This is a genomic window from Rufibacter sp. JT20002 (assembly GCF_056491185.1).
The window spans coordinates 1,960,211-1,978,518 of record NZ_JBSZJY010000001.1 but is presented as its reverse complement, the minus strand read 5'-3'; the positions used below and the strand labels follow the sequence as shown (position 1 = coordinate 1,978,518).

At 51.9% G+C, this 18,308-nt stretch carries 16 protein-coding genes; 5 read left to right on the top strand and 11 right to left on the bottom strand.

The genetic code is table 11. The features are described 5' to 3' along the window. Positions 1-35 precede the first annotated feature (35 nt). The 3 genes from ACW9SV_RS07855 to ACW9SV_RS07845 all read right to left on the bottom strand — a co-directional run bounded on the left by ACW9SV_RS07855 (position 36) and on the right by ACW9SV_RS07845 (position 2,089). Positions 36-635, bottom strand: coding sequence for a hypothetical protein (locus ACW9SV_RS07855; protein WP_479556184.1), 600 nt, complete (start codon positions 633-635; stop codon positions 36-38). Positions 636-746: 111 nt separating this feature from the next. After that, positions 747-1,607, bottom strand: coding sequence for a carboxylating nicotinate-nucleotide diphosphorylase (gene nadC, locus ACW9SV_RS07850; RefSeq protein ID WP_479556183.1), 861 nt, complete (start codon positions 1,605-1,607; stop codon positions 747-749). A gap of 77 nt (positions 1,608-1,684) precedes the next feature. Beyond that, entirely contained in the window at positions 1,685-2,089 is a 405-nt protein-coding gene (locus ACW9SV_RS07845; RefSeq protein ID WP_479556182.1) for a DUF4783 domain-containing protein, read from the bottom strand. 142 nt (positions 2,090-2,231) lie between these two features. Here ACW9SV_RS07845 and gpmI point away from each other — a divergent pair, with 142 nt between their 5' ends. Both gpmI and ACW9SV_RS07835 read left to right on the top strand, forming a co-directional pair. After that, on the top strand, positions 2,232-3,767 hold the full coding sequence (gene gpmI, locus ACW9SV_RS07840; RefSeq protein ID WP_479556181.1) for a 2,3-bisphosphoglycerate-independent phosphoglycerate mutase: 1,536 nt from the start codon (positions 2,232-2,234) through the stop codon (positions 3,765-3,767). Between the two features lie 97 nt (positions 3,768-3,864). Further along, the gene (locus tag ACW9SV_RS07835) at positions 3,865-4,512 is read left to right on the top strand and encodes a hypothetical protein (protein WP_479556180.1); all 648 of its coding nucleotides are present in this window, start codon (positions 3,865-3,867) and stop codon (positions 4,510-4,512) included. A gap of 25 nt (positions 4,513-4,537) precedes the next feature. On the opposite strand, the gene ACW9SV_RS07830 is transcribed toward ACW9SV_RS07835, so the two are convergent. Next, positions 4,538-4,837 carry an antibiotic biosynthesis monooxygenase family protein gene (locus ACW9SV_RS07830; protein ID WP_479556179.1) on the bottom strand — a complete coding sequence of 100 codons (300 nt, stop codon included), beginning with the start codon at positions 4,835-4,837 and terminating at the stop codon, positions 4,538-4,540. A 161-nt stretch (positions 4,838-4,998) separates the two neighbouring features. Here ACW9SV_RS07830 and ACW9SV_RS07825 point away from each other — a divergent pair, with 161 nt between their 5' ends. Beyond that, the gene (locus tag ACW9SV_RS07825; RefSeq protein WP_479556178.1) at positions 4,999-7,233 is read left to right on the top strand and encodes an ATP-binding protein; all 2,235 of its coding nucleotides are present in this window, start codon (positions 4,999-5,001) and stop codon (positions 7,231-7,233) included. Between the two features lie 60 nt (positions 7,234-7,293). Here ACW9SV_RS07825 and ACW9SV_RS07820 read toward each other — a convergent pair whose 3' ends face one another. The 6 genes from ACW9SV_RS07820 to ACW9SV_RS07795 all read right to left on the bottom strand — a co-directional run bounded on the left by ACW9SV_RS07820 (position 7,294) and on the right by ACW9SV_RS07795 (position 14,801). Further along, a complete protein-coding gene (locus tag ACW9SV_RS07820; RefSeq protein WP_123128590.1) occupies positions 7,294-7,716 on the bottom strand; it encodes a secondary thiamine-phosphate synthase enzyme YjbQ in 423 nt (140 codons plus the stop codon). Positions 7,717-7,729: 13 nt separating this feature from the next. After that, the gene (locus ACW9SV_RS07815; RefSeq protein ID WP_479556177.1) at positions 7,730-9,124 is read right to left on the bottom strand and encodes a hypothetical protein; all 1,395 of its coding nucleotides are present in this window, start codon (positions 9,122-9,124) and stop codon (positions 7,730-7,732) included. Positions 9,125-9,191: 67 nt separating this feature from the next. Further along, on the bottom strand, positions 9,192-9,581 hold the full coding sequence (locus ACW9SV_RS07810) for a hypothetical protein (RefSeq protein ID WP_479556176.1): 390 nt from the start codon (positions 9,579-9,581) through the stop codon (positions 9,192-9,194). Positions 9,582-9,687: 106 nt separating this feature from the next. Continuing rightward, positions 9,688-10,761, bottom strand: a complete 1,074-nt coding sequence (gene prfA, locus ACW9SV_RS07805) for a peptide chain release factor 1 (RefSeq protein WP_479556175.1) — start codon at positions 10,759-10,761, stop codon at positions 9,688-9,690. 118 nt (positions 10,762-10,879) lie between these two features. After that, the gene (locus tag ACW9SV_RS07800) at positions 10,880-13,585 is read right to left on the bottom strand and encodes a TonB-dependent receptor plug domain-containing protein (RefSeq protein WP_479556174.1); all 2,706 of its coding nucleotides are present in this window, start codon (positions 13,583-13,585) and stop codon (positions 10,880-10,882) included. Between the two features lie 220 nt (positions 13,586-13,805). After that, entirely contained in the window at positions 13,806-14,801 is a 996-nt protein-coding gene (locus ACW9SV_RS07795; RefSeq protein ID WP_479556173.1) for a dipeptidase, read from the bottom strand. Between the two features lie 128 nt (positions 14,802-14,929). Here ACW9SV_RS07795 and ACW9SV_RS07790 point away from each other — a divergent pair, with 128 nt between their 5' ends. Then, a complete protein-coding gene (locus tag ACW9SV_RS07790) occupies positions 14,930-16,117 on the top strand; it encodes a class I SAM-dependent rRNA methyltransferase (protein WP_479556172.1) in 1,188 nt (395 codons plus the stop codon). A gap of 30 nt (positions 16,118-16,147) precedes the next feature. Next, positions 16,148-16,573: a hypothetical protein gene (locus ACW9SV_RS07785; protein WP_479556171.1), complete on the top strand. Its 426-nt coding sequence runs from the start codon at positions 16,148-16,150 to the stop codon at positions 16,571-16,573. A gap of 249 nt (positions 16,574-16,822) precedes the next feature. Here ACW9SV_RS07785 and ACW9SV_RS07780 read toward each other — a convergent pair whose 3' ends face one another. Next, complete coding sequence (locus tag ACW9SV_RS07780) at positions 16,823-18,238, bottom strand: methyltransferase RsmF C-terminal domain-like protein (RefSeq protein ID WP_479556170.1); 1,416 nt, start codon at positions 18,236-18,238, stop codon at positions 16,823-16,825. Between the last annotated feature and the right edge of the window lie 70 nt (positions 18,239-18,308).

Here is an 18,308-nt window from a genome sequence, read left to right as displayed (position 1 = left end):
TTAAGTCTAAAACAGGTTCTATTGAATTTAGACGCTTATGAGGCAATAAGGTTTTTACGGCGCAACAGTGACTCCATTAGCTTGAGGTCATTGGGGCTGTTGAAAATCTTGAACGGCAGGTGCAGAAACACCGGCACGTTGAACGTCTTGGCGATCCAGCCTTTCCAACCTTTGGGCAGCTGGTCAGCGGCGGGCCCTTTCAGGTACATCTGGTAGGCATCTTTAGTGGTGGCCACGCGGTCAATCATTTCCCACTGCAGGGCCATGCCCTCGCGGTCGTTGCGCTTCATCAAGATCTGACGCTGATCAATCTCAAACATCACGCGCTCAAACAGCACATTGCTTTGCTCCATCTGGGTTACGCCCATCACCTGTGCAGAACGCACCAGTACATAAAGCACCGTCACCAGCACAGCACCGGCTACCCACCACCACGAGAAGGCAAAAGCGGCTGGCAAGGAGAACAGCACCAGCGGAATCAAGGCGCGCCACCATTCCTTTTTCCAGACCTGCACCAACGCCATCTTGGCGTAGTCGTTTTTATCTAACTGATTTTTCTTTGTGCGGATGGCCAGAGGGTTGAAAGGCTGTTGTTGCTGCACCCGTTGTCCGCCGCGTTGATTTGGTTGTTGCATAATTTGTTGGTACCACGTAGCAAGTATCCTGTCTCATGAGGTTTCACCTGCCAACCTGCTGCTTTCTACGCTTCTACCGTTACTGGTTTACTTTATTCTTTTTATGTGTTTTTACTTAAATGCCTTTAAACTGAGGTCCAGGCTGCGGTTAGAGTGGGTGAGTGCGCCTACCGAAATGTAGTTCACGCCCGTCTCGGCCACGGCTCTGATAGTTTCTTCTTTGATACCACCAGAGGCCTCGATCTCGTAGCGGCCACCAATCAGTTCCACCGCTTCACGCAGCAAAGGTACTTCAAAGTTGTCTAGCATGATGCGGTCAATTCCGCCGGTTTCCAATGCCTCACGAACCTCGTCCAGGTTGCGGGTCTCCACTTCAACCCTGAGTGGTCTGCCCAGTTTTTCCAGGTAGCGGTGAGTGGCTTCAATGGCTTGCCTGATGCCCCCAGCATAGTCTACGTGATTGTCTTTGAGCATGATCATGTCATACAGCCCAAACCGGTGATTTGTGCCGCCGCCAATGAGAACCGCCCATTTTTCCATCATCCTGAAGTTAGGGGTGGTCTTGCGGGTGTCCAGTAATTTGGCGCCGGTGCCTTCAATCAACTTAACCAGGCTCTGTGTGTAGGTGGCAATACCACTCATGCGCTGCATGCAATTCAAAACCAGACGCTCAGCAGTCAATATGGAGCGGGCACTTCCGTGCACGGTGAAAGCAATATCACCGTGGTTGATTTGGGCCCCGTCTTGCAAAAACACCTCTAACCGAAGCGTAGGGTCCACTTCATGGAAGATTTTCCAGGCAAGTTCCACCCCGGCCAGTACACCGCGGTCTTTCACCAGGAGCTTGGCTTGGTTGGTGGCACTCTCTGGAATAGCCGCCAACGACGAGTGGTCGCCATCGGCTATGTCTTCCTGCAGGGCCTGCCGGATAAATGCCCTAATGCCTTCTTGGGTAAGGTAGGATGCTTTCACGGTGCAAAAATAAAAAAAGGCACCGAACTATCGGTGCCTTTTCTATGGATTGTCCTGTTAGGGGCAATTATATTCTGTTATTTAAACTCAATGGTGTCAATCTTATAGGCATCGCCGTATTTCTTTACCTTCACCACCACGTTGTAGCGGCCGCCTTTGTGGTTGTATTTCCCAATGGCATAGCGTTGGCCGTCTTCAGAACCACCTTGGTGGTCAAAGCTGAAGCCTATCGGAGCGTTCTTGCTGAAGAAATTGCGTACCACCATCTCGGCCTGACTCTGGCTGTAGCTGCCGTTGTCGCCGTCAATGTTCACATCTACCTTGGAATTGAAGTAGCGGGCCAGGTCGCGGGAAGAACCAGATTTGATCGCCGATTGGATACCGCCCATTACGTCAGATTGAGCAGCTACCTGTCCGCTAACGCCTACCAGCATTCCCAACAGCACCAAGGTCATCGCCATCAATCTCTTTAGATTTTTCATGTTTTATTTTAAGCAAGTTTTACTAGTCCTATGCCAAAACTATGCCAAAGGCAGATAAGTTCATAGGGTTAAAGATACAGGAAATCTGCAGAATCAAAGGGCAAACGCTTCTTTTTAAAGACTGGCTTGTATCTTTACGCGCATGAGCAAAAAGGTACTTCTGATGATTCTAGACGGATGGGGCCTGGGAACAGACCCTTCCGTGTCGGCGATTGAGCACGCCAATACTCCTTTCATGGATTCGTTATTCCACCGTTTTCCGCACGCACGTCTGCAGGCATCCGGCGAGGCCGTAGGGCTGCCCGAGGGACAGATGGGGAACTCTGAGGTGGGCCACATGAACCTGGGTGCCGGTCGTGTGGTGTACCAGGACTTGGTGAAGGTAAACGTAGCCATCCGGGAGAAAACCCTGGGCCAGAACCCTGTTTTACGCGATGCTTTCCAATTTGCCCGCGAAAACGGCAAACCAGTGCATTTCATTGGTCTGGTGTCTGACGGCGGGGTCCACTCGCACATTGAGCACCTGAAAGCCCTTTGCTCACTGGCGCAGGAACAAGGCCTGAACAACGTCTTTGTGCACGCCTTCACCGATGGCCGTGATACCGACCCCAAAGGCGGCCTAGCCTATCTTACCGATCTGCAGAACCACTTAGATACCACTGGCGGCAAGATCGCCTCCATCATTGGCCGTTACTACGCTATGGACCGTGATAACCGTTGGGAACGCGTGAAACTGGCCTATGACCTGTTGGTGCATGCCCAGGGACGCGGCTCAGTGAACTGGCGCGAAGCCATCCAGGAGTCGTATGACAACGGCACCACCGATGAGTTCGTCCAACCGATTGTGTGCCTGGACGAGTCCGGTGAGCCTACCGCCAAGATCCAGGAAGGCGACGTGGTCATCTGTTTTAACTTCCGGACTGACCGCGGCCGCGAGATCACGCAGGCATTGACCCAGCGCGAGTTCCCAGAGCAGGACATGTACCCGCTGAGCCTCCGCTACTACACGCTCACCAACTACGATGATACCTTCGTGGGCGTGCACCCTATCTTTGACAAAGACAATCTGGCCAACACGTTGGGTGAAGTACTGGCGAATGCCGGTAAAACCCAGATCAGGATTGCCGAGACCGAGAAATACCCGCACGTGACCTTCTTCTTCTCCGGCGGCCGTGAGCAGCCGTTTGAAGGCGAGAAACGCTTGCTGTGCCCCTCACCCAAGGTAGCTACCTATGACTTGCAGCCTGAGATGAGCGCTTTTGACATCAGAGACGCCATCATCCCAGAGATTGAAGCCGAGTCTGCTGACTTTATCTGCCTCAACTTCGCCAACCCAGACATGGTGGGCCATACCGGCGTGTTTGAGGCTGCGGTGAAAGCCGTAGAGACCGTAGACCAGTGTACCCAAGCCGTAGTGACGGCTGCCCTGGCGCACGGCTACGCGTCCATCATCATCGCAGACCACGGCAACGCCGATATGATGCGCAACCCAGACGGAACACCTAACACCGCCCACACCACCAACCTGGTGCCTATCATCCTGGCAGATGAGGAGTACAAAGGCGAACTGATGGACGGCAAATTAGGGGATATCGCGCCTACCGTGCTCGCTTTGCTGGGCGTTCAGGCCCCGGCAGACATGACCGGTACGTCTTTGTTGATTCCCAGCGTAGAATAACTTCTATTTACCAAAGAAAAACGGAGATGGAGAAGCCCTTTTGCTTTCTCCATCTCCGTTTTTTATCTATTCTGCGTAAAACAAGCCATAAACCTGTTTGCTCACTTATTCTTTCATGCCACTCATGTTTCCGTTTATGCCTATCCGTTTTGGGTTTAAGAAATCTGCCATCTATTTGCTTTCGGTTCTGTTGTTGGGCACCAGTGCCTGCGAAGAGGAGATCACCGCTCCGGTGACACCGGTGCGCACGCATCAGGCGTTTGATTTGGTGAGTTTCCTAGACCAGGAGGCCAAGGCGTTGGCAGAGCAGAAGGCAGCCGCGCGTAAAACAGTTTCTGAAGGCGGAGCTATCAAAGAAGAGAAGGTTATTTCTTCGCTGAACTGGAACGAGGAAATGGCGCCTTTCTCTGATGCAGACATCAACAAACCCGCCCTTACCGGTCTTTTCACCAAAGAAGTTTCTTCCAATGCACTTGGCCAGCAAGTACACAGCTACAAAGCTAAGGAAGACGCCTCCACCAATGTACAGGAAGTCACTTACACCTTGGATGCCAAAGGCCAGTTGGTACAGCTAGATGCCACCATTTTGCAGGAGAACATGATGTTCAATACCAAAAAAGTCTTGCACCTGGAGGCACACTCCGGTCCATCGCCCCGGATTATCCGGTATCACCTAGATGAAACCCAGAAACTGTTTATGATGGACAGCCAGCGCTACAGTGTTACCGGTGAGGTGATCCAATAACCCCAAAGGATTATTGGATTTAGTCTTACTCGCTTACTTTTGAGAAATACCGGATCTTGACACTGCCGGGCACCAGTTTGGTGTCTTTCGGAATGCCTTTGTGGGAGTCTTGGTACTGGTGGCTTTTGTACCAGGTCTTGAAACTCTCCTCATTGTCCCAGTAGGTCATGAGCCAGATCTCGTTGGGGTTGTCTTGCGGTGAGAGCACTTCCAACTTTTGGAAACCAGGGGCGTCATCAACCAGGTGGGGTCTATTCTTGAACGCCTCTTTTACACTGGCTTCGGTGTCATTGGCGATGGTAAAGGAACTGAGGGAAACGAACATAAGGCAAAAGTAAAGGTTCAGCTTCTATCCCTACCCATATTTTCCAAGAAAGATTTGAAAATAGCCATCAAGTTAGGGAAATTTGCAACGTATTTATACTTACCGCGTTAATCGCATTCCTTCCTTCGTCCTTTCATCTCGCCTGAGGAAGTAATAATGTCATGCAGAATTACCAAAATCTTCACGTTGACCTATCTAACTGTGATACAGAGCCCATTCACCACATAGGTCGCATTCAACCTCATGGCTTTCTTCTGGTACTGGACCAAGGAACCCTACAAATAGAGCAGGCAAGCAAGAATGTGGGAGATTACCTTCCCCTTTCTGTACAGGAGCTGCTAGGTAAATCTTTGGAGAGCCTGCTCTCTCCCGCTCAAACCACCTTTGACCCACAGGTGCCGGGCACCCATTTTCTTATTCTGAGCGGTATTCCATTTATTGGCCATCTTCATAAAACAGAGGGTAAACTCATTTTGGAGTGCGAACCCAGCATGCCGTACCCCGATGCGGAAAAGATGCGCCACAACGCCATTCTGGCGCAACTGCACCATCGGCTTAACTCACTTTATACGTTGGAAGCAGTGGCCGATGAGGTGGCCGAGACCCTGCGTACAATTTTGCGCTATGACCGGGTAGACGTCACCAAGTTTGACCCCGAATGGAATACCGATGTAATTGCCGAAAGCCGCGCCGAGCATCTGCATTCTTTCATTGGGCACCATTTCCCGGCCACGGATATCCCGTCTCCGGCACGGGAGTTGCTGCGCCAGAAGCACGTCCGGCAGATTCCGAACGTGAACGCCCAGGCCGTGGAGATTTACCCTTACTTCAACCCTGGAACTGAGGCGCCTACCAACATCCTGCAATCAGAACTGCGTAACCCCTCCGAGATTCACTTGGAGTACATCCGGAATACTGGGGTGGCCGCCACCATTTCGTTCTCCATCATCGTGAAAGATGCTTTGTGGGGGGTAATTGCGTGCCACAACGTGGAACCTACCTACATTGACGTATGGCGCCGGCAACTCTGTGATTTGGTGACCAAAACTTTCGCCAATGTGATCGCCTCACTGCAAGAGAAACGCAACCAAGAGCAGTTTAACAAATACAAGCAAGTAGAACGCACGTTGGTGCAACGCCTTAAAAATGGCAAAAGCCTGACCGAAGGTCTTTTCAGGCAACAACCCACCTTGCTGGACCTCACCGAAAGCCAAGGCGCCGCGCTACTGATAGATGACTCCTTAACCACCCTTGGCAATACGCCCGCTGAAAGCGACATCCGGAGGCTGGTGCAATGGCTTTCTGAGCACGTCTCCGATGCAGTATTCTGCACTCGCCAACTTTCTGCGGAATGGACTGAGGCAGATTCCATCAGGGAGACCGCCAGTGGCCTTCTGGCGCTGGAGATCTCGCGCTATAACCAGGAGTACCTGCTGTTCTTCAAACCTGAGATAAACGAAACTCGCGTGTGGGCCGGCAACCCAGAGAAACCCATGTCCACCGATGGCCTGCAAATACATCCGCGGAAGTCGTTTGAGAAATGGATAGAAGTGATCAGGGGGAAATCAGAACCCTGGAGCTTGAACGAGGTGGAGATCACGCAGGCTTTGCTAAAGGATCTGGTTGCCATTAGGCTGCACAACCAAACCACTGCCCTGCAGGACCTCAACCAGGAATTGCTTTTGAACACCGAGCAGCTACGCACCAGAAATGCCCAGTTAGAGGATTTTGCGTACATCATCTCACACAACCTGCGGTCACCCTTGGCTACCATCAAAAGCCTGCACCAGTTCTACACCGAGGAGCCCGACCAGGAGAATGCCACCTATGCCATGGATAGTGTAAAGCGGGTGAGCGATAACATGTCTGAGACCATTGATGACTTAAATATCATCCTGAAGACGCATCTGGTAAATCAGTTGCCGCAGGAAGAAGTCTCCCTGGCCGAACTGATTGAAAAGGAAACCCAGAACCTAGCCGCTATCATTGCCGAGACAGGTGCCCAGATCACATCTGAGCTGGAAGTGCCCACTATCCATATTCCAAAGCTGTACCTGGAGAGCATCCTGCACAACTTCATTTCCAATGCCTTGAAGTACCGTGCCTCTGAGCGCCAGCCGCAAGTCAAGATCAGAAGCTGGCGTACCGCAGATGGGCTACACCTCTCCATCTCTGACAACGGTATTGGCATGGATCTGGAGCAAATGGGCGATAAACTGTTTGGCCTGTACAAGGTGTTCCACAAAGTAGAGCAATCAAAAGGGCTGGGGCTCTACCTCACCAAGATGCAGGTGAAGGCTTTGGGCGGCACCATAGACGTGGAGAGCACCCTGGGGCAGGGAACTACGTTTACCGTGAACTTCACAGAAATAGATTACTCCCCAGAGGCTCGCTAACAGCATTTCAGGCCTGTTTTCTGTAAAACAGGCCTGAAATGGATTAGACAAAGGAGTATTTTACTTTCCCTGCAGGGTCACGACCACGGTGCGTTTGCCACCATGATCACGGTGCTCGCAGAGGTAGATGCCTTGCCAGGTGCCAACGTTCAGCCTGCCGTTGGTGATGGGTACCGTAACGGAGGCGCCCAGAAGCGCGGCCTTAATGTGCGCCGGCATATCATCAGGGCCTTCCAGCGTATGGCGGTAATAGGGAGCGTTTTCGGGAACCATGCGGTTGAAGTGCTGCTCAAAGTCATGGCGTACCGTGGGGTCAGCGTTCTCGTTGATGGAAAGGCTGGCCGAGGTATGCTGTATAAAGATATGTGCCAGGCCTACTTCAATCTCCTCCAGCTCGGGCAACTGGGCTTCCAGCAGATCGGTGATGAGGTGAAAGCCGCGTTTCACGGCGGGCAGGCGCAACGTTTTCTGAAACCACTTCATAAGGCAAGGGAGATTATTGATAGTCTACTTCCAGCGCGCCCACATCGGGCTTCTGGGCATCACGGGGCTTGTTCTCGTAGTCTACCGTGATACCGGGCACCGGAACACCCACCGCATTGGCCGGTGACAGCTTGATAATCTGGAAATCAAACTTAGGCGCGTCACGGAACTGCGGGTCTACGTTGATCTGGTTCCCGTCTTTCTCAAACTCAGTTTTATACGCCTTGGTCTTCAAAAAGGAGTTCCGAATGGTTCTGCTGGCAGCCCCCGTTATAGCGCCAAACTGCAGCTCTTCGTCCTGCCTGCCCCATAAGATACTGTTGACCACATTGACCACGTACTCCCCGTCAAACGCAAACGAAGGTGTAAACCGGATAAAGTCATTGGCATAATTTGCCAGGGTGCTGAAGATAATCTCGTAGCGCCCTCCGCCCAAACCCGCGAAGGCGTATTCCGCGCAATTGGCAATGATGCTGTTCTCCAGGCGCACATGGCCGCCAAGACTTAGCACTCCGTTTTGCAGCATGTTTTTGAGAAAAGCGTTCCTAAGCGTTACCTGGGGCACGTTGTTGCTTTGGGCCCTCAGGTACACGCCGGTTACGGCATTTTTGATTTCTACGTACCGTAACTCATTGCCCTGGCTTCCCGGCAAAAACTCTATTCCCTGCCATTGGCCTGGTGCATTGCGGTACTGCTCTTCCAGGCGAACCTGCTGAAACACCACTCGCTTTTCGTGCTCGCCTTCTACCTTCAACGTCCCCAGCACCTTTATCTTGGCTTTCCGATGCAGATGAACCTGGGTTCCTTTCTGAATGGTGAGCGTTTGCCCCGCCGGTACGGTTACTGAGTCATAAATCACGTGCGCCTTGGCAGCCGTCCACACCTCTGCGGGAGAGGTAATATAGTTGTGCCGATAATAAGAGGCGTTCTGCCCATAGGCAACCAGCTTCACCTTCTGCAGGTTTCCGTTGGTCAGGAATAGGAGGGAGTCATTCACCAGGAATGGCTGTTCCAGTGTGTTGGGGTTAATGGTGGCTTTGACCAGAATCAGGAGGCTGTCTTCTCCTCTGAGTTCTACATCCTGCACCTGCGGTCCTGGCGCCCCGTTCACGAACACCTGGAACGGCGAGGCCCCCAAACCACCCACTTTTATCTCCGAGATCTTGACGGCATTCTTGTTGGGGTTATAGACTTTCAGCCGTTTGGTTACGCTTCCTACCTCCGTGAAAACCGTGTCAAAGAGAACCGTATCTGCCTCTAACCGCAGCATGGCCCCGGCATCTGGGGTAATTTCTTCATCGCGGGGGGTGCAGGAACTCATCCACCAGCCCACTAAGCACACCAGGGCCAGGTATTGCAGCCAGGTGCGCACTTTTATAAGGTTGGCCAATGGAAAGCGATTAGGCATAATATAAATACAATCTTGCTGAACAGTGAAAACTATCTTACTAGACAATCAGTGAGGTTAAGAAGGTCTAGTTAAGTTCTGGTTCAGTCATTTCTACTTTCACTGTTTTGTTGGTGTAGTCTACCACAGCAATACCAATTAAAACAGATAACGCATTTAGTACATAAAACTCTAAGTTCTCAAAGGAAGCGGCAAGCAGGCCTCCAAGCAAACTTCCAACAAGCCGTAGCCCTGAACTTACGATCAGGAATACGATGGCCCATACTTTGATTCCACTTCTCGCATATTCATGTCTCTTAAAAATCAGGGTGAGCAGAACTCCTTGAATGGTTATAGGAAAGAGACCAAGAAAATGTGCGTGTACAACTACCAAGTACAAATTCCAAAGAAGCAGTGTGCTAAGAAGAATAACTATTGCCCAATAAAACGCTGTGTTCGTAAAAACGGACTTCCTCATGAAAATATGGTGCTTGGTTTCAGCTTAGTTTCTGAAAATTAGCCTAAAAACGACAGAAACAAAAAAGCGCAACCCTTGGGCTGCGCTTCTATATTCCAAATTGGGCTTAGGCCTGTACACCTTCTTTCAGACGCTCGGCGTTCTCGGCGATACGGAGCTGCTCTACAAACTCGTCAATGTTACCGTCTACCACGTTGGGCAGGTTGTACACCGTTAAACCAATGCGGTGATCGGTAACGCGGCCTTGCGGATAGTTGTAGGTTCTGATCTTGTCTGAACGGTCACCACCGCCCACCATGCTCTTGCGCTGGGCACCTTCGGCCTCGTTCTTCTTGGCTAGCTCAATCTCGTAGATACGCGAACGAAGTACCGCCAACGCCTTGTCAAAGTTCTTCAGCTGCGATTTCTGGTCCTGGCACTGGGCCACGATACCGGTAGGGATGTGCGTTAAACGTACGGCAGAATACGTGGTGTTCACCGACTGTCCGCCGGGCCCTGATGACATGAAAAGGTCCTTGCGGATATCGTTCATGTTCAGCTCCACGTCCAGCTCTTCCACTTCGGGCAATACTACTACAGACGCCACTGAGGTGTGAATACGACCGGCAGTCTCTGTGGCAGGAACGCGCTGTACGCGGTGCACGCCAGACTCAAACTTGAGCTTGCCGTACACGTCCTCGCCAGAGATGCCCACAATTACCTCTTTGTACCCACCGGCAGTACCTTCCATCACGTCAATCACTTCCATTTTCCAGCCTTGCTTTTCAGCGTAGCGGCTGTACATGCGGTACAGGTCACCGGCAAATAGGGAGGCTTCATCACCACCAGCACCAGCCCGAATCTCCATGATGATGTCCTTGCTATCATTGGGGTCTTTGGGGATTAGCATTTCTTTGATGGTATCCTCCATGGCCTCGCGCTGCGGCAGGAGCTCATCTAATTCTTCTTTGGCCATCTCGCGGAAGTCTTCGTCCTTTTCAGTAGCAATGACTTCTTTGGTGTGTTCTATGTTACTAAGCAACAGCTTGTAACGCTCGTACTCGGCTACTATCTTCTCAAGGTCTTTGAACTCTTTGTTCAGAGACTTATATCGTTTCAGGTCACTGGCTACATCTGGCTGGATGAGTTGCTCATTTACCTCTTCAAACCGCTGCTTTATGGCTTCCAGTTTATCTAACATCTTCTGCTATACTTAATTCAGGGCGCAAAGCTACGGAATTTCTGCCGCATTTTCTGAGTCCTGTTTTTGGTGTGTTTTCTTTGAAACAGCCCCTAAAGGGAAAAAGTTGCTCCTCTTCTTACCGTACCTGCACGTCTGTGGTAGTTCTGCCCAACTGCCCGTTGGCCGTGAGTCCTTCTACCACTGCTTTGTACGTAGTTTGCGCATCTGCGCTGAAAAACGAGAAGGAGGCTTTGCCGCTGGCATCGGTGACCACGGTAGGGCTCCAGTACAGGGTAGTGCGTAAGTCCGGCATCTGCACTTCGTTGGGTTGGTTATATTTAGGTACGTAGAACTCCCGGGTTTTCTGGTACCGGATGCCCGCATACGGCGCCACGCCTTTGTAACGGGCGCTCCCCGCGACAGCATTGGTACCACCCCTTTTCAAGAGAACGGCTATTACCCCGTTTGCCCCCGGCGACCCATAGATCGTGGAGGTAGCCCCCGGCTTAAGAATGTCAATGGCTTCTACATCAGCCAGGGAAATGGCTTTTATATAGGCCGCGTCGGCGGGCATGCCGTCTACCAGGTAAAGCGGTGCGCCGCCACCCCGCATGGAGATTTCGCCGTTAACCACCTGTAGCCCTGCCACCCGGCCTTGCAGGGCCGTGATAATGTCCATGGACATAGGCAGAGCAGAGGCTTTGATGGTGTGGTCTGGTTGGCTGTAAAGTGCCCCTTGCCGCAGGCGGTCTTCTTCTTTCTCTTTTTTGGCTCTAATCTCCACTGCGCTGAGCAGGATGCTTTTTCCCGCCAGCTGGTCTAGCCGTAGTTGCTCCCGGTTGGCTCTCAGGTAATCCCACCTGGTTTGGGAAAGGACTGAGGCCGGTAGAGCGTAAGGTACCTGTGGCATAACTGGAGTGATGGGCAAGCCTTTATCCAACACCACCTCCAAGGCACTCTTGCCCTTGGTGGAACTCGCCTGCACCACTATCCTGACACTATCGTCCAGCCCCATGATGCCAAAGGAGAATTTGCCTTGGGCGTCGGCGGTATCCAGAAGCATCATTCCGGGGGCCCGAAGGCTTAGTAAGGTGACCAGGGCGTGCGGCTCGGGCTTGCCAGATAATTTTAGCACCGTTCCGCTCACGGCCAGGCTCTGCTCTATCGGGAAGTCCAAGGTCCGTTTTTTCTCCTGCAAGACGTCTTGCCAGAGGAACCGGCGCCACCCTTGGGTCAGCATAAGGTTATCAAGGGCGACGGTTCTCTCCGGCTCCTGCGAAGAAAAGTAGTAATCTGGTTGTTCTATGTGCCCGCGCAAGTCTGAAGTGAGCAGGGTAGAAGACAGAATGGTAGAAGCGTTGCGTTCTGGGCTTACTTTTTGGGCATCGGTTACGGCCACGGAGAAGTGCCCTGACACGGGAGCCCCGGCCAAACTTTTAGCCTGCAGGTGCATGGTTACTTTCTCCCGGGGTTTGTAGGTGGCCTTGTCTGGCGTTAAGGTGAGTTGCAGATGGTCTTGGTGGTTTAAAAAAACTAACCGCTCAGCCAATGGAGCACCGGTGTGGGAGAAGAAGGTAAACTGCACCACTCCCGTAGGAAGCTTCTGCCGCGGCACGTTGAGGGTAAACAGATCCTTGGACGTGACGGTACTGCCCGTGAAATACACCAAGCCACGGCTCTGGACAACTAAGTTAATGGCCTGTGGCCGATCTTCAGCCTGCTTATACCCTACTAAATAGACTTTTGCCTGCACATTGTCTGGCTTGCTGTTGTCTACACTCACGATCAATCCTTTTTCGTGGGCGGTGGGTAACGGATACTTGGTTTCGCTGCCGCCCGGACCAGTGAGGGTGGCCACGTAACTCTTTCCGGGCTGCGGCATAAACCCGAAACGTCCCATCCCAAACTTCAGGCTTTTGAAATCAGCCACTTTCTTGCCGGTTTCATCCTGCACCACGCCTTGCACCTCTTTGCCCAAGCCATTTGCATCTACGGCCTTAAAGCCAACCGTGCACCACATGTTGTTGACCAATTCTCCTCCTTCTGGGAAGAACTGCAGGTCTGTTTTCTGGGTGGTTCCCGGAATCTTGAAGTGCCGCTGAATTTGCTCTTCGCCTTCTTTGATACTGAGCCAAAGCTGGGCATCCTGCCGGCCCTCGGCGGCGGGTAGGAAGAACTTGTACTGGGCATTGCCGGCGTTGTTGGTTTCCGTTTTGCGACGGGCAGAGACTTTTTTGCCGGAACGAGTATGAAAGATAATGGCCCTTTGGGCTAACGGTTCTTGTTTCAGGTTCTTCAAGGAGACATTCGCCCACACAGAATCTCCTCTGCCATGGGGCTTGAACTCAAAGTCCACGGAAGACACCAGGTCGGCCAGTCTGGAATTGTAAATCTGCAGGTTCTGGTGGAAGAAGTACTCTTGGTCAAAGTTCTGCATCCAGCTGGTGTACGCCCGCAAGCGGTACAACCCTTCAGGGATGGTGTCTTCCAGCGCAAAATCGCTATGGCCAATCCCGTTCTTCATATCTACTGCCACCCGTTTGTAGACAGAATCCTCAGGCGACACCAGATCCACGTACAATACCCGGCTTAGGGAACTAGGCTGGTGGGTAGCGCCATTCACCAGGTAAGCCTTAAACCACAAATCTTCCCCGGCGGCATAATAGGGTTTATCCAGATGCAGGTACACTTTCTCCTGCGGATATTGCTCTCCGTACCGTTGTAGTTTGGCCAAGATCTGCTCTAAGCCCGTTTCCAGCAATAGGTTTTTGGGCCCAAAAGCGCAGATGGTGATACCCGTTAATAATAGAAGAGAAAAGAGAAATTTTGCTCGTTTGAACATAAAAATGGGGGAGGAAAGTATGTGCGCCGATACGCTTCTTAAATGTACTTAAATCCCCGATAAATTACGCCACTTCTATATAGCAAAATCCACCTGTTGGTCCTATGCCATAAACTCTCCTAATCTATAATTCTGGGTCTCGGCTTTTGCCTTGTTTTACTTAAACTAGGCTCAAAATAACGTTAGAGCATCAATGGTCTCCCGCATTTGAAAGCCTCTGCTACGCCCAGAGCTTCTGCATAAACCGCAAGGCATTGCCGTAGCTGAGGGATTCAAGTTGTTCCTTGGTAAACTGCTTCATTAAGTCTTGCAGAATGGCTGGGTACTGTGCTGCGTTCCGGTGACCCGGGTGGAAATAGGACTCTCCGCCTTCCATCATGCCTGACTCCTGAAAGAAATCGGCGCCAAAGCAGAGGGCGGTTGGGGCGTGCTCAAAACCATAGGCAATGTGCTCCAAAAGCGTCTCCGGCCTGCCTGGGTGCACAAACTTTTTCAGGAAATTCATGCCAATCAATCCTTCGCGCCGCACTACCTCCTGCACTAATTCTGTTGGCAGATTCCGGTTCTCCTGGTACACGGCCCTGAAGTTAGAATGGCTGGCGATGACAGGGATCTCCAGTCCGTGGCGGTCAATGAAGGAAAGCATGTCATAGGCGGCGGCATCGGAGGTATGGGCCAGGTCCAGGGCAATGCGTTTTCCGCTGAGATAACGCAGCAGTTCCTCGCCATTGGGTTTCAGGCCAATGCCCGGCGTGAAGTTCCCGCCCGAGAAACGGTTCTCATCGGCGTGGGTGAACCCGATGTACAGCAGCGGTCCCGCTAGCCTGATGATTTCCTCCAGGCGCGAAAAAGCAAGCGCCAGAGGTTCGTCTTCCTCGCACAGCCCCGAGGCATTTTCAATGGCGGCCACAATGGCTACCCGCTCTCCCTGCACCACCTGCTCCTGTAGCTTTTCTGGGCATACCCGTTCAAAGACCTCTCGGTTTTGCAGTAGCGTCTTGTTAAACAAATGCGCCTGCTGCAACGTGAACGCGGCACTACCTGGTTCGGTGGGCGTGAAGAAGGCCATGGTCTGCAACCGGACCCCACCCGCCTGCAAATGCGGAATCGCGCAGCCAATGATCTCGATATCCAGAGCGGTAGCGCTGGGGATGTACGCCAAGTAGCCGGTAAGGTCGCAGTGCAGGTCAATGATGGGGAAGCGTGAATCGGGCATATTCTAACGGGGTCTGACCGCGAGTTTACGAAGAACCAATGGCCGCCGCTCCGCAAACCCGGATTTTTTACCGAATTTTGCAGAAACAACCTCAAAACGTACGTGCTTTGTGGTGCGTACCCTTGGCTATGGCACATCTTCCTTCTATATTATTACACGCAGGCAAAGAGCAATCCCTGAAACGTTTCCATCCCTGGGTTTTCTCGGGGGCTATCAAGAAAATAGAGGGCGACGTGCAGGAAGGCGATATTGTGGCCGTGTACACTAACCGCCGCGAGTTCCTGGGCATTGGCCATTACCAGCCCGGCTCCATTGCGGTACGCATTTTCTCTTTTGAAGAAGTAGAACCAGACTACGCTTTCTGGAAAAGCCGCGTGCAGCGGGCCGTGGATTACCGCCGCGAGCAGGGTTTCCTGGACACCCCTGATACCGATGTGTACCGCCTGGTCTTTGCCGAGGGCGACAACCTGCCTGGCCTTATCATAGATGTGTACGGCAACACCGCCGTGCTTCAGGCTCACAACGTGGGAATGTTCCACGTGCGACAACACATTGCGCAAGCCTTGATAGAGGTATATGACGGAAAACTGACCGCCGTTTACGACAAAAGCGCCGAGACCCTGCCCAGCAAGGGAACCGCCCAAGGCCAGAACGGCTACCTGATTGGCGAAACGCCCACGCCGCACGTAGTCACAGAGAATGGAAACAAATTTCTGGTAGATTGGGTAACGGGTCAAAAAACCGGCTTCTTCATTGACCAGCGCGAGAACCGCCAGTTATTAGCACATTATTCCCAAGGCAAAACCATCCTGAACACGTTCTGCTACACCGGAGGTTTCTCTATCTACGCTCTTAACGCCGGAGCCACCGCCGTGCACTCGGTAGACGTCTCTAAAAAAGCGATTGAGTTAACCGAGCAGAACGCCGCCCTGAACAACGGACAAGACCGCCACGAGGCCTATGCGGTTGATACCTTTGAGTTCCTGAGAGGCAAAGAAGGCCTTTATGATTTAATCATCCTGGACCCTCCGGCTTTCGCGAAAAGCCAGAAGGTGCGCCATAACGCCCTGATGGGTTACAAACGCCTGAACGCCGAGGCCATTCAGAAGATTAAGCCCGGCGGCATCATCTTCACCTTCTCCTGCTCTGGCGTGGTGGATAAATACCTGTTTGCGAACACGGTGATGGCTGCCGCCATAGAAGCAGGCCGTAATGTGAAAGTCATGCACCACCTCTCACAGCCCGCCGATCACCCGGTGAGCATCTTCCACCCGGAAGGCGAGTACCTGAAGGGCTTGGTGCTGTATGTAGAATAGATTAGTAGTTATTTCTATTAAATCTGATTCATGGATTTTGTAATCAACATCCTGCAAACCGCAGTAGGCGTAGTTATTGCTTACTTTATAGTGCAGAAATTAACCGGCAACAAAGACAATGTATTTAGAGCAAAATTCTTCAAATACTTAGCAGGGCTTTTCTTGTTTGTCTTTGCCTTAACGGCTATAGGAACTTACCTGATAGCTTCTCCAGAGGTAGTAGAACAGGCTGTTGAACAATTGAAAGCGAAGAGAGAAATTCAAATCTCAATAGGTGAGCACAAGGGATATGGATACAATCGTCGTAAGATTGAACAAATAAATGAATTTCCTGCACTTGTGGAATTGTCATTATCCGGAAGCAAAGCAGATATAGAGCTTTCTGTATTGATTGATTCTACTTCCAAGGGGTTTGAAGTAAAAGAATATCAGATTTTAAATTTAGAGGAAAAGTAAACACCCCTCTGCGCTCCCCTTGAGGGGAGCGCAGAGGGGTGTTTACAAAAGTAGGTTCGGTATTGCTGAAGCTGTTCCGGCAAGCTTGCTTCCTCTTGGCTAAAGTTCAACCGTACTTCAAACCATCTACACCCCTCTTTATCTCCCCTCAAGGGGAGAATCTACGCTTAGTTAGCGATATTTTAACATGAATGCCCCTTCGCTTTCGGCCTTGTTTTCAGAAATGAAGCCGAAAGCAGAATTTCGCTATCAAACGCTTCCCAGCGTAAACAAACCAGCTACGTTCTCCGGCTTCAAGGCTTCATCCAAACTCATTCTGATGCGCCATTCCTTAGGATAATGGTTGTTCACGCGGTTCTGGAGTTTCTTGCCCCAGCCCAGAGCGACACCATTGAACTGCACCAACACCCAACCATTAGCCGAGTTCTCTAATACGATGTCTTCGCGGTGCAGGAATTTTAAGGCTGTAGCCAAATCAACCTCAGCACAGGGGAAAGCAGTATCTGACACATGTTGGGAAAGAGCCAAAGCAGGCAGAGGCTTGGCGTTGTTTTTCATGACCTCGGCCACCTCAATGCCCCCGTAGACGACCCGCAGGTTTTCGTACAATTGCTCCAGTTCCAGCATCCAGGCCTTAGGCAAAGCGCGGAGGATTTCTTTGTGCTTGACCAGTTCCCAGCTTTGGGGCTCTTTTAGCCAATCCTGCACCAACGCTTTCTCCTGTTTAGAGGCTGCCACCAGGTACGGGCGTTTGCTCTTTTTGTAAGCTCGGGCCTCCTCGCCATCTGTTTTCCGGACGGCGGCCAGGAAAAAGCCCTCACCTTGGGTGCGGTGCGGGTAGAAGCGGTAGCCGTGCATGCCTTCCAGTTCAGTTTGGGTGACGCCCCAGTCGGGCTGCAGTTCTATGGATATTGCCTCTGCATCCTGTTGCCGGGCAAGCCAGGCGAGATTCTCCTCGTTTTCCTCCAAGTTGTAGGTACAGGTACTATAGATGAGCACGCCGCCGGGTTTGAGGGCATCCCAGACATCCATTAAGATACGGCGCTGACGTTCGCTGCAGAGTTTCACGTTGGCCTCAGACCACTCGTTCATGGCATCGGGGTCTTTGCGGAACATGCCTTCGCCGGAGCAGGGGGCGTCTACCACCATCACGTCAAAAAAACCGGTGAGTTGCCCTATGTGACTGGGATCATTGTTGGTCACGACCACGTTGTCGGAACCCCATTTCTGGATGTTCTCGGCCAGGATGTTGGCTCTTGGTTTGATCACCTCGTTGGCTACCAGTAAGCTTTCATCGGAAAGGAGCGAGGCAATATGGGTAGACTTTCCGCCGGGCGCGCCGCACAAGTCCAATACCACCAAAGCCTCAGTTAAGTCAACACTTTGCTTTAGGGCTTGCTCCAGGAACATAGAACTGGCCTCTTGCACATAGTAAGCTCCGCCATGAAACATAGGGTCCAAAGTGAAACTTGGCCGGGAAGGCAGGTAGAACCCGGTCTCGGACCAAGGCACAGACGGCAAGCCAGAGGGCAGCGCCATCTTTGCTTTGTTTACCCGGATGCTGGTAGGAGAGGGCTGGTCCAGGGCTTGGGCAAAGTCTGGGTAAGCGTCGCCCAACTGCGTCTGCATGCGGGTCTGGAAAGAAGCGGGAAGTTCTAGGCTCATAACATCATTGCCCGGACGTAGGCCCAAGCTTCTGCAAAGATACTACTTCTGTTTTTGGCCTGTTCTTGAA